Origin of the sequence: Neptuniibacter sp. QD29_5, from assembly GCF_047778125.1 — a bacterium.
GTDB lineage: Bacteria > Pseudomonadota > Gammaproteobacteria > Pseudomonadales > Balneatricaceae > Neptuniibacter.
Map to the genome: position 1 here is coordinate 1,087,880 of NZ_CP180556.1, position 12,208 is coordinate 1,100,087.

At 43.5% G+C, this 12,208-nt stretch carries 11 protein-coding genes; 8 read left to right on the forward strand and 3 right to left on the reverse strand.

Going from position 1 to position 12,208, the window contains the following annotated elements; translation table 11 throughout:
- Window positions 1-7: 7 nt before the first annotated feature.
- A complete protein-coding gene (locus tag ACMXYR_RS04940; protein ID WP_415903144.1) occupies window positions 8-469 on the forward strand; it encodes a YiiD C-terminal domain-containing protein in 462 nt (153 codons plus the stop codon).
- Window positions 470-591: 122 nt separating this feature from the next.
- Window positions 592-2,805, forward strand: coding sequence for a heavy metal translocating P-type ATPase (locus tag ACMXYR_RS04945; RefSeq protein ID WP_415903145.1), 2,214 nt, complete (start codon window positions 592-594; stop codon window positions 2,803-2,805).
- Here ACMXYR_RS04945 and ACMXYR_RS04950 read toward each other — a convergent pair.
- Window positions 2,791-3,372 (reverse strand): peptidylprolyl isomerase, encoded by a 582-nt coding sequence (locus ACMXYR_RS04950; RefSeq protein ID WP_415903146.1) that lies wholly within the window; start codon window positions 3,370-3,372, stop codon window positions 2,791-2,793. The genes ACMXYR_RS04945 and ACMXYR_RS04950 overlap by 15 nt on opposite strands.
- 241 nt (window positions 3,373-3,613) lie before the next feature.
- On the opposite strand from ACMXYR_RS04950, the gene ACMXYR_RS04955 reads away from it, so the two are divergent.
- Window positions 3,614-3,985, forward strand: a complete 372-nt coding sequence (locus ACMXYR_RS04955) for a VOC family protein (protein WP_415903147.1) — start codon at window positions 3,614-3,616, stop codon at window positions 3,983-3,985.
- Between the two features lie 138 nt (window positions 3,986-4,123).
- Window positions 4,124-5,812 carry a methyl-accepting chemotaxis protein gene (locus ACMXYR_RS04960; protein ID WP_415903148.1) on the forward strand — a complete coding sequence of 563 codons (1,689 nt, stop codon included), beginning with the start codon at window positions 4,124-4,126 and terminating at the stop codon, window positions 5,810-5,812.
- A 350-nt stretch (window positions 5,813-6,162) separates the two neighbouring features.
- Here the strand turns inward: ACMXYR_RS04960 and ACMXYR_RS04965 are convergent, their stop codons facing one another.
- Window positions 6,163-6,600 (reverse strand): hypothetical protein, encoded by a 438-nt coding sequence (locus ACMXYR_RS04965; protein WP_415903149.1) that lies wholly within the window; start codon window positions 6,598-6,600, stop codon window positions 6,163-6,165.
- Window positions 6,601-6,821: 221 nt separating this feature from the next.
- Here ACMXYR_RS04965 and ACMXYR_RS04970 point away from each other — a divergent pair, with 221 nt between their 5' ends.
- The 4 genes from ACMXYR_RS04970 to ACMXYR_RS04985 all read left to right on the forward strand — a co-directional run bounded on the left by ACMXYR_RS04970 (window position 6,822) and on the right by ACMXYR_RS04985 (window position 11,027).
- Window positions 6,822-8,240, forward strand: a complete 1,419-nt coding sequence (locus tag ACMXYR_RS04970) for a PLP-dependent aminotransferase family protein (protein WP_415903150.1) — start codon at window positions 6,822-6,824, stop codon at window positions 8,238-8,240.
- 101 nt (window positions 8,241-8,341) lie between these two features.
- Window positions 8,342-9,661: a deoxyguanosinetriphosphate triphosphohydrolase gene (locus tag ACMXYR_RS04975; protein ID WP_415903151.1), complete on the forward strand. Its 1,320-nt coding sequence runs from the start codon at window positions 8,342-8,344 to the stop codon at window positions 9,659-9,661.
- A 56-nt stretch (window positions 9,662-9,717) separates the two neighbouring features.
- The gene (locus ACMXYR_RS04980) at window positions 9,718-10,092 is read left to right on the forward strand and encodes a translation initiation factor Sui1 (protein ID WP_415903152.1); all 375 of its coding nucleotides are present in this window, start codon (window positions 9,718-9,720) and stop codon (window positions 10,090-10,092) included.
- A 134-nt stretch (window positions 10,093-10,226) separates the two neighbouring features.
- Entirely contained in the window at window positions 10,227-11,027 is an 801-nt protein-coding gene (locus ACMXYR_RS04985) for a retropepsin-like aspartic protease (RefSeq protein WP_415903153.1), read from the forward strand.
- Here ACMXYR_RS04985 and ACMXYR_RS04990 read toward each other — a convergent pair.
- Window positions 11,005-12,207 (reverse strand): hypothetical protein, encoded by a 1,203-nt coding sequence (locus ACMXYR_RS04990; RefSeq protein WP_415903154.1) that lies wholly within the window; start codon window positions 12,205-12,207, stop codon window positions 11,005-11,007. The genes ACMXYR_RS04985 and ACMXYR_RS04990 overlap by 23 nt on opposite strands.
- Window position 12,208 lies beyond the last annotated feature (1 nt).

A 12,208-nucleotide genomic window follows, 5' to 3' on the forward strand; every position in this document is an offset into this window, starting at 1 on the left:
GAGACCTATGAGCGAAGCGAACAGCACCACTGAGTTTCTTACTTGGCTTAAATCACAAATCCCATTGGTTAATCATATGGGAGTAAAGCCTTTAGATTGGGATGGCAAGCGCTTGCTAATGTCTGCTGCGCTTGCTCCTAATGTAAATGATAAAGGCACAGGGTTTGGCGGATCACTAGCAACTCTATCAACACTTTGTGGTTGGAGTGCTGTTACTTTGTACCTCCGTGCCCAAGAGAGGGATGACGATGTGGTTATCAGAGAGAGTAAACTGGAGTATTTCCTACCAGTAACCTCTGACTTTACCGCCGAATGTCATCTACCTGATGTAGAAGTGTTAGGTGTTTTTGATCAAAAAATGCAGACTAAAGGCCGTGCGCGAATGGATCTGGTGATCGAAATTAAGCAGAAAGACAAAGTCGCAATGCGCCTTAGTGGCAGTTATGTTGCTATGGAAAAGCAGTCGTAGCCGCTTTACCCCTTACATCCCCTCTAATATACCCTTGACCCTATAGTTAGCTTTAGGGTTTATGCTTAAGGTAGTTTCATCACGTAATTTCTCTATCTATTAACCATACGACAGGTTTCTTCATGATTTATCGGTTGTCTTTGCAAGGTGTTAAATGTGCAGGCTGTGTTAGGTCATTGGAAAAAGGCTTACAGCAAGCAGATGTGATTGAGGACTATGCAGTTAATTTTGCTGATCGAAGCTTAAGTGTTTCCTCTACATCCAGTGTTGAGCAAGTTATCGCTGCAGTTGAAAGTGCGGGGTATGGTGCAGAAGAGATTGCTGATGAAACTGATTTAGAACAGATTGAAGCGCGAGAAAACAGACAGTATCAGATAACGCTTAAGCGCAGTGTCATCGGTTTGGCGTTTGGTGCCCTGCTTATGTTTCAAGGTTGGCTAGGCATGATGCCAGATATAACGACAGCTTCAGGATTATGGGTAGGGGCTGTAACGGGTGTCGCAGCGCTGATTTTGATGTTTTTCTGTGCAGGGCATATCTATCAAGGTGCTTATAAATCAGCCTTTCTGGGGCGATTTAATATGGATAGCTTAATCGCTTTAGGGACAGGGGCTGCGTGGATTTATTCTACGGGTCTATTGCTTGTTTCTGTAGTAGGTATCGAACTGCCTATGGAAGCACGCCATCTTTATTACGAAGCTTCTGTGATGATTCTTGGTTTTATTCTACTTGGGCAGGCATTGGAGGCACGAGCACGAAAGAAAACCGGTGATGCTGTTCGTAGCCTTATGAACCTTCGGCCTTCTACAGCGCTTCGTGTACGTGACGGAGAGGAAAAAGAAGTACCCGTTGAGTTACTTGCGTTAGGTGATGAAATCCGTGTTCGTCCAGGGGAGCGTGTACCTATCGATGGCCAGGTAGTATCAGGGAGTAGTTATGTCGATGAATCTATGCTGACTGGTGAATCTATGCCTGTGAATAAAGAGGCAGGTAGCTCTGTGGTGGGTGGAACTTTAAATGGATCAGGCAGCTTATTGATAAAAGTTGAGCAGATTGGTTCTCACACTGTTCTTGCGCAAATCATCGAAGCGGTGCGTGAAGCTCAAAACTGTAAGCCCGAGCTTGGAAAGTTAGCCGATAAAATTGCAGCTATTTTTGTTCCAGTAGTCATGGGTTTAGCTGTTGTGACAGCTATCATTTGGTGGCTGTTCGGCCCAGAGCCTCAGTTGACCTACGCCATAATTACCATGATGACAGTCCTAATCATCGCATGTCCTTGCGCTTTAGGCTTAGCTACACCGATGTCAGTTATGGTTGCGGTGGGTAAAGCTGCACAAAACGGTATTTTGATTCGTAATGCCGATGCTCTGCAGTTAGCTGAAAAAATCTCGGTCGTTGTGTTAGATAAAACCGGTACAGTGACTCAAGGTGAGCCTGTTGTTACTGATCAGTTGTTTTTGCATGATGATCAGACCATGGTTAGAACAACAGTGGCTGCTACTGAGGCTCATTCGGAGCATCCGTTGGCTGCTGCATTGGTTAAGCAGTTTGCAGGTGGGGAACTGTCAGTAGACGTTACGAATTTTCAGAATGTATCTGGGCTAGGGATTATAGCAGAAACTGACTCTGGCAAATGGTATATCGGCAATCAAGCATGGATGGGCGAAAACCAAGTTGATTGTAGCGAAGTAAAAGAAGTGGTTTCTAAATGGAGTAACGAATCTAAATCCCTTGTCTTTGTAGCGCAAAATGACCAGCTTGTTGCCTTGTTTGGTGTTGCAGATCCGATTAAAGAAGACTCGGAAAAGGCGATTAGTGCGCTTAAAGCTTCAGGTTTAAACGTTGTTTTACTCTCTGGGGATAACAGTAAAACAGCAAATGCTGTGGCAAAGTCAGTGGGGATTGCTCAAGTCTTCGCGGATGTGAGGCCTGACGAAAAGCAGGCAGTTATTCAAAATTTGCAGGAGCAAGGTGAAGTGGTGGCGATGGTTGGCGATGGTGTAAATGATGCGCCAGCATTAGCACAAGCCGATCTTAGTTATGCAATTGGCTCTGGCTCTGACATTGCGATCGCGAGTTCGGATGTCACCCTGATATCTGGATCTTTAAAAGGCGTTGAGAAAGCGATCAATCTGTCTAAACAAACGGTTCAAAATATTCGTCAGAACTTGTTCGGAGCATTTATTTACAACGGGTTAGCAATCCCTGTTGCAGCGGGAATCTTATTTCCAGTGGCTGGTATTCTTCTGAATCCGGCCATAGCAGGCGCTGCCATGGCCATGTCTTCGGTTACAGTTGTGAGTAACGCGAATAGGTTAAGGTTACTCCGGCTTTGATGCAGCGTCGAAGCGAGTGATTTTCTCAATAATCACAGGCTGTTTCGGAACATCGCGATGGCCTGATTTTGGGGCAGTAGGACTGCGGCTGATTCTTACAACCAAATCCATACCGTCTGTTACTTTTCCGAATACGGCATAGCCTGGTCTTCTGTTGCTACCGTCTAGTCTGTAGTTGTTTACAGCATTGATAAAAAACTGAGATGTAGCGCTATGTGGGTAATTGGTCCGAGCCATTGAAATAGTACCCTGAAGGTTACTTAGGCCATTATTCGATTCGTTTTGAATTGGTTCTTTGGTATCTTTTTGGTGCATATCTACGGTGAACCCTCCTCCCTGAATCATAAAACCAGCAATTGTGCGGTGGAAAATCGTGCCTTCATAGAAACCGCTATCTACATAATCTAGGAAGTTTTTAACCGTGATCGGGGCTTTTTCAGGGTATAGCTCAAGTTTGATGTCACCCAAATTGGTTTTCATAACAATCTGAGGGTTAGCTTGTTCAGCTAAAGCAACGTTTGCTAGGGAAAACGTAAGCGTAAAAATTGTGAGTAATTTTTTAAACATAGTCTTATCAACAATTAGATTTATTTGTTGGCATATTACCTAATTATCAAACCCGTCGTCACCTCAGTTATTTCCCTATCATTTCGTGTTAATGGCCTGTTAGTCATCAATTGAGCAATTGTCTGATATCAAAAGAGTTTTGCTATCTTTGATATTCGTTCTATAGTAGTAGAGTATGTAACTCCTAAGTACTGTTGAGCCGTTCTGATTCTACGAATTGTGAGCTCTACTGGAGGCGCTTATGAGCTTTACGATAGAAAAGCTAGATCACATTGTTCTAAACACTCTTAATGAGGAAGCGTGTTTGGATTTTTATGTCCGTGTTCTTGGCTGCGAACTGATTCGTAAGGTGGAAAGTCCTCTGATTTATCAACTCAGAGCAGGTGACTCTCTGATTGATATCAAACCGGTTAAAGAGCGAAGCAAGCACGCAAATCTTGATCATTTTTGTTTGAGGATTAAACCATTTGAACCCGAGGTGTTATTTCCTTTTTTGGGGAGGGAAGGAGTGCCTTATGGGCGGGTTGAAAACAGAAACGGTGCAACAGGCTTTGGCAGTTCAGTTTACATCGAAGATCCAGATGGGAACTGTATCGAACTAAAAGCCGCATAGTCAGTGTTAAGAATAATTAAATTAGAAAGCACAGGCTTTGCGAAACTATAACTATAAATGCGGTTTTAAATGTGGACATTCTCAGGTGCATACCTATATGCCCTGAGCCGCAAAGCAAGAGTTGGGGTGAGTTAACTCATGGGCAATATGGCGCTAAAACATAAAATGCTTTTATTAACATTGATACCGTTGATTGCGGTATTAGGTGTTGTAATGGTCGTTGTGAATTTTCAGTTAAGGGCTCTAGGTGAGCATGAAATTGAGGAGCTGCGAACCGAATTAATGGCTAGTAAAAAAGATTCATTGAAGAGCTATGTTGATCTAGCAACATCATCGATTAAGCATATTTATGAGGGAACAGATAAAGAAGATCTGTACGCGCAGGAACAAGCGTTGAATATCTTAACCGAGCTTACTTATGGGGAAAAAGGCGACGGTTATATCTTTGCGTACAAATATGATGGCACTAATTTAGCCACACGGCCAAAGCCGCAGTTGCGCGGTAAGAATTTGATGGGGTTGAAAGATAAAAATGGCGTGCTGATTATTCAGGAGCTGATAACAGCTGCGAAGAAAGGCGGGGACTACCTAACCTACGTTTGGACGAAACCATCAAAAAATGCAGATGTCGATAAACTGAGTTATGCCATTGGTCTTGATAAATGGGAGTGGATGATAGGTACAGGTTTTTATATTGATGATATAGATGATCAGGTTGCTGCAGCCACAGAAAAGTTAGAAGCGGAAATTACCAATACTATGATGTTCATTTTAATGATCGGTGGCGGTTTTGTGGTTGTGTTTGGCTTAGTTTCAGTGATGGTGGCAAATAGTATTGCGAGCCCATTAGCTGCTGCGGCAGCAGCATTAAAAGATATTGGTGAAGGTGAGGGTGATTTAAGCAAACGTTTGGATACCAATGTGAAAGGTGAAGTGGGTGAGTTATCCCATGGCTTTAACGCGTTTGCTGCTAAGATTCAGTCTCTCATTATCGAGGTGAAATCTTCAATCGAAGAGCTCTCAATGGCAACTTCTCGTATGACCGGTGTTGTTGATGATACTCGGCTAGAGGTGAACGATCAGCGACAGGAAACAGAGCAAGTCGCTGCTGCAATTCATCAGATGGCCGCTGCAGTGCAAGAAGTCTCTACAAATGCGACTAATGCATCACACTCTGCACAAACAGCAGATGAATCTGCGCAGGGTGGTCAGATAGTCGTTAATGAAACCATTGATTCTATTCAGTCACTACAAAGTGGGGTCAATAATGCGGCAGATGTTATTGGTCAACTCGATCGTGATTCAGAGCATATTGGTACTGTTATCAATGTTATTAAAGAAATAGCTGATCAGACTAATCTACTTGCTCTAAATGCGGCGATTGAGGCTGCAAGGGCTGGTGAGCAAGGGCGTGGCTTCTCGGTTGTAGCTGACGAAGTAAGAACACTAGCGAACAGAACACAGCAAAGTACTGATGAAATTCAATCAATGATTGAAAAACTTCAATCAGGTGCGCGCCAAGCTGTTCAGGAGATGGAACGTAGTCGTGAGCAGACAGATCGTACAGTTGAAAAAGCGAGTCATACTGGGGATCAGTTAAATACAATAACTACGTCAGTTAGTGATATAAGTGGCATGAGTACTCAGATAGCGACTGCTGCGGAGCAGCAAACAGCTGTGGCAGATGAGCTCAGTAGAAGTATTCAACATATTGCTGATATCTCTGAAAAAGCGAGTGGTAATGCTGATAGGCTATCTGCGACCACAGCGGAAATGTCGCAGCTCGAACAGCGCCTAACATCTTTGGTAAACCAGTTTAAAACGTAAAAGAAACTAGGTTGTTAAAGCGGGCATTTATGTCCGCTTTTTTTTATGCCAATTTTCTTGGTGAGGATAGATAATAGCGGATCTAAATTACAGGGTATTCGGCTAATAATGAACTGGGTCAGCGAACGGATCGGTTTTAAGGAAATAATGGAAGTATGGCAAAGCCTAATAAAAAGGGGCCAACAACTACGGTAGATGTGTACTGTGCTAAATGTAAGACGTTGTTGTTCAAGTATCGTAAAGGAGGAAAAGGAGCCTTAGTAAAGTGCTTCAAAGAACGGATCAATGAAGATCATACAAAGACTCCTTGCGAATGTCCGGAATGTCGGATGGTGTTTGCGCGTGAAGCATTAATTCGTGGCGCTCCCGCTTTCAAGTTGATCGGAGGAAAAGTGTTTGCCAAGTAGCACTCTATCTTTGATAACTGCCTTGTTTGCTAGGTTAGGTGCAAGACAAAGGATATCCCCTTTAATCTGATAAGTAGTGCTTTCTGGAAGAATGTTTCCGCCACCATACTGTGCTACTGCTTGCTTTTCTGAAGAGCGTGAAAAAATCTGATGCTGATATGCTCCGCCTCGGCACAACTCCCTTGCAGCATGATGCCACATTGTTTCTACGTCTTTCTGACTGCTTTTTTTGTCCCCAAAATATTCTACGCTGTATTCATCACTATTGATCGGGCTAAAGCTGAATCCGCTTTTGCCATCGAACGGGTGGTAGCTGCTATCACATCCGCTTAGTAGCAGCCCTCCTAATAATAAACTGGACAGTTTTAAGTGACGTTGCATTGTTTGTGCTCCTGTATCTGTATTGTCTAGGATTTGTATGTTTTCTAAAAAACATGTACAGATGTTGATTTTTGATCATGGGGTAATGTTAAATTAGGTAGTTGGTGGTATACAGATTTAGAAAATTATTTATTAGGCGTTACAGATTTGTTTAATTATCTCTGTGCTGCTAAGTTTTACTTTATCTGTACTGTAAATTTTCTCTGTAATGGTCATTTTTTATGAAACTGTATGAGCAGCTCCAGGAAGCTTTAGTTAAGCGAATAGAACAGGGCTATTACCCTGTAGGGAGCAAGCTGCCTTCGATAAGATCGTTAAGTAAGGAGAGAGAAGTCAGTATTTCGACAGTTCAAGAAGCTTATCTTCGCCTAGAGGAAAATGGGTTTGTTGAAGTAAGGCCTAAATCTGGGTACTACGTAAAGTCCAGAGGAGAGGCGCCGGATTTACCAGAGGTGAGCCGCCCGGCACAGCGTCCTTTAGAAGTGTCACATTGGGAGCAGGTTTATCACCTCTTAAACAGCGCTAAAGGAAGTGGGCATATTGCTTTAGGCACTGCGAGCCCAGAAATTAATATCCCAACATTAAAGCCTTTGCTGAAAGCGCTAACCCATTCTGCAGGTTTACAGTCAGAGCAATTTCTAAATTACAGTGAGATTCAAGGAAGCGAAAAGCTTCGTAAGCAGATTGCGCGATTAGCTTCAGATTCAGGATGTAAGCTTCATCATGATGACATCATTATTACCAGCGGTTGTCAGGAGGCTTTGGTTTGCAGTTTGCGGGCAACGACTAAACCCGGTGATGTCGTAGCTACGGACTCTCCAAGTTTCTATGGTTCGACTCAGGCGATTAAGGCGTTAGGTTTAAAAGCTATGGAGATCCCAACGCATCCTGAAACGGGTATCAGTTTAGAAGCATTAGAATTGGCATTAGAGCAGTGGCCTATCGCTGCGATCCAAGTGACGCCAACCTGCAACAATCCCCTTGGATACACTATGCCAGAAAACCGCAAAAAGGAGTTGTTAAGGTTAGCGCAACAGTATGATATTCCGATCATTGAGGATGATATTTACGGCGATCTTTTCTATAAATCCCCCCGCCCGAGGACTATTAAATCCTTTGATGACGAAGGTCGCGTCTTGCTTTGTTCCTCTTTTTCTAAAACCATTGCTTATGGTTTGCGATTAGGTTGGGTCGCGCCTGGTCAATGTACTGAAAGGGTATTGCACAAGAAGTTTGTTTCGACAGTGAGCAACCCTCCAGTTCAGCAGGAAGCTGTTGCTGAGTTTATTGCCAAAGGATATTACGAACGCCACCTTAGAAAGGTGAGAGCTCAATATCATCACAGCCGAGATATGATGATAGATCTTGTAAGACGTTACTTTCCTGAAGGTACCCGCATGAGTTATCCAGAGGGTGGATATCTGTTGTGGGTAGAATTTCCTGTTGCTGTTGATTCAATAAAATTGAACAAAAGACTCGAAGCTAAGAAAGTTAGTATTGCGCCTGGGGTTATCTTCTCTGCATCGGGCAAGTATAGAAACTTTGTGCGATTGAGCTTTTCTAAAAAGCCGACTGAGGAAACTGAAGGTGCACTCAAAGCGATTGGTGATGAGGCGAAAAAGCTAATAGTGGATGCTTAATGAATCGTGAATTGTTGACCAAAAAGACTAGGCATATATAGAAAGCCATTAACTGGCCGACAATATAAGTCTTAATGATGTTGTTGAGCGGAGAGTACTACATGGAAATGCAGTGGCAACAGTTACTCACAACTAAGCGTTACGGCCATGCCGAAGTGCCTGAAGATGAGTTTGGGAGAAGTCATTTTCATAAAGATCAGGATAGGATTATTTTCTCGAGTGCTTTCAGGCGGTTAGGGCGGAAAACGCAAGTTCACCCAATGTCCTTAAATGATCATATACACACGCGTTTAACTCATTCTATAGAGGTGGGAAGTTTAGGGCGAACCTTAGGTATACGCGTAGGTGAGTTAATTCAGGATCAGCTTCCCGAATGGGCAACGGCCTACGATATAGGAATGATCGTACAATCTGCCTGCTTAGCACATGATATTGGCAACCCCCCCTTTGGGCATGCGGGCGAGTATGCGATAAGGGATTGGTTTAAACGCCAAGAAAACAGTGCATTACTGGAAAACCTTTCCGACTCAGAACGGCTAGACCTGATGACCTTTGAAGGTAATGCTCAAGGGTTTCGTGTTGTCACCCGCATTGAAAATCATCTGTTTGATGGAGGCCTTCGCTTAACTTACCCAACTCTTGGTGCGCTTTTAAAATACCCTTGGAGTGCAGATTATTCGGGGGATAAAGGTAAGTTCAGTGCCTATCAAACCGAAGTCGGCATCTTAAATAAGTTAGGCAAAGAATTAGGCCTAATTGAGAAGTCTAAAGGCTGTTGGTGTCGCCATCCACTGACCTATTTGATGGAGGCTGCAGATGACATTTGTTATGCCATTTTAGATCTGGAAGATGCCATTGAATTGAATATTTTGACCTTCGATGAGATCAAACCGATCTTGCTAACACTCTGTGGTGATACATCTTATGAGGCAGAGATCTTCACGTCACAAGCTTCTGCTCGTCGTAAAATTTCGGCATTGAGAGGTATGGCGATGAAGCATATGGTCAGTTCTGCGGTCCAAGCTTATATGGACAATCAGTACTTAATCATGCGCGGTGAGTACTCCGGTGAACTTTTAGTTGATGGCGATCCTGGTGTGCGTGATGGCCTATATCAAGCTAAAAAACTAGCACAGGAAAAAGTATTTCCAGATACGCGAAAAACTGAGCTAGAAGTTGGTGCGTATACAACCCTAGGGGTATTGCTCGAAGCATTTTGCCATGCGGTGCATGATAACTATCAATTGCAGGGTAAAGGCTTGAGCTATCGTAGCGATCGAATTATCAGTTTAATGGGGATTCATGCTCCAGCGACGGAATTACCACTTTATAAGGCCTACATGCGCGCATTAGATTTTATTAGTGGTATGACAGATAACTACGCGACCTATTTGGCTCGACAAATTGGTGGCTTAAGTTAGGGGCGAGCTGGGATTTCTCATATAATAAGATTTTTATATCGACAAAGGTTTATTCAGTGGCTTCATTAAAAGATCAATTAGGCAGTTTGGTTTACTCCACAGAAAAAGGGCAGCTTTGCTCGGGTTGTGGTGAAGCTATATCTGAATGTGTTTGTGCAGAACTGGAAGATAAAAATCGGCTGGATAACCTTGATGGTATTGTTCGTATTCGTCGTGAAACCTCTGGCCGAAAGGGTAAAGGCGTAACGACAATTACGGGGATCCCTCTAGCTGAAAAAGAACTTAAGGCTTTGGCTAAAAAACTGAAAAAGGTTTGCGGTACAGGTGGTGCCTTGAAAGATGGAATAGTAGAGATTCAAGGAGATCAGCGAGATAAACTGAAAGCGTTGCTGGAAAAAGAAGGCTTTACCGTCAAATTGGCAGGAGGCTAGGGTTGATGGCTAAGAAAAACTGTATGCGTTGTTTAGTCATGCGTTTTGCCTTAGTTTTTATGGCAATTGTTGTTTTGTTTATGCTGAATGGGTTGAACCAATTTTTTAACTAAACACTTTTAGGAAGGATAATCATGGATAGAAAACTTCTGTTAGCACCATTATTGAGTGCTTTGTTGGTTATGCCGACCTTAGCCGAGGCGCGGATCTACGAATATGTAGATGATAATGGTCGTAAAGTGTTTGTAGATAGATTATCTAAAATTCCACATAAATACCGTGATCAGTTGGAATCTCGTGAAGAGAAAAAAGATAAGCTCAAGCCTTTAGAGCTTGAAGCTTATCAGCAAGAATTGAATGTTAAGCAGCAACTGTTAGAGCTGGATAAGGCTCGAACTGATATTAACGAAGCCATGAAAAAATGGATTACGCCTTTTCAGTTTCATTCCAACCGGATCGTCGTTCCAGTTAAAGTAGTATATGGCGCTCGCTCAACTCAATTATCCTTAGTTATGGATACAGGTGCCTCATTTACAGTTGTTCATAAACAAGCAATTGATTCCCTTGGTGCTCTCTTGCGCCGAGGGGGCTCAGCGAGGGTTGCGGATGGCAGTGTGGTCGAAACACAAAAAATTAATTTTGATCGCGTTGAAATAGGGCCTTACAAAGCGAAGAGTGTAACAGCTGGTGTTCTTGATTATCAGGGAGGTAGTACAGGAACCGATGGTTTGCTAGGAATGGACTTCCTATATCAAGCACGCTATGAAATTGATCGGGAAAATAAGCATATTGTCTGGGATCCAGAACGCTACAAAGAGTTACAAGATAAACTGGTTGAGATTGACAGGCTGGAGCAGGAGTTGAGGGGGGCACCCACTGCTCCAGCAGCTGAAAATCAACAGGAATCAGACCTTAGAAATAACGTTCCACAGTAAGTTGAAGGTGGTCATCTTGTTTTAGGCTATAACTCAGGTCTGCTGGGTTATCAGCCGAAAAGAACCGACCATCTAGGCTTAATTTCCAGTTATCACCAAAACGTCTACTCGCTTCAATAATCATACTGTTACTGTAGTAGTCCAAATCATGACCAATACCAGCTAATACTTCGGTGCTTGCTGCATCGTTTAGGGTTAATCGCGCCCCCATAAAAACGTCATTTTGGATAGCCGCGTCAGCTGATTTACCGCGCTCGTCCCAGCCATATTCCAGCAAAACGCCTATATCAGCAGAGCTGTCTTGAATACCGTAAAAGGTATATTCAAAACCACCTTGAGCGGCCCAATAGTTTTCACTTTTAGTATCGCGATGAATGGTTTCCAACTTCCAAAGCCAGCTATCTAAGGTGGCTTGTAGGTCAAAACCAATCTGGTTCATCTGTTCGTAATGGGGCACTAAGATCGTCTGCCCATTCACTGACTGGACTTGTAGTTTAGGATCTCGGTTTGTACCTCTAAACCAATAAGCACCTAAATCGAAATCGCCAAGCGTATGGCTCCAGCGAATTGCGGTATCGATATGCTTATTACCTGCGCTGGATTCAAAGGTTGCTCTATCAGTATCGACCACTAGACCTCCGCGGAGGCGACCATCTGTGCCAGCAAAGGTGCGTTCTCGGAACCCTGGTAAAAGGTAGAGATCGATGATACCCCAGTCTTTGACTAAGGATAGATTGATCATTTGCTGACCAAGTTTATCTTCGCCATCAAAGTCCTCGACACCATCTGTCTGGTTGATCACATCAACGAGATGCTGGAATTCGGTAACACCCCAAAAGACTTTGCGTATACCTGTACGCAGTTCCCAGTCGTCGGATACATGCACCCAGCTTAACTCACGAATATCTCCGTGGGTTCGCTCGCTGTCGTTTTCATCTAAACGAAGAAAGGGGGTAAAGGTTAAGCTATCAGCACCATCGTTCCACTCCCAATAAAGCTCAGGCTCGAAAGAGAATGACAAATTTGTGTCGTAGTCCTGCCCCGCGAATTGAGCACTTTGAGTAAATAGGCGTAAATCTGCGGAGGCTTTACCCGATAACTCAAAGTAGGTTTCTGCCTGAGCAGGCAGGGCTGTTAAAAGCCCTGCTGCCAGTGCAGTCGTGAACGTCTGCCTAATCATC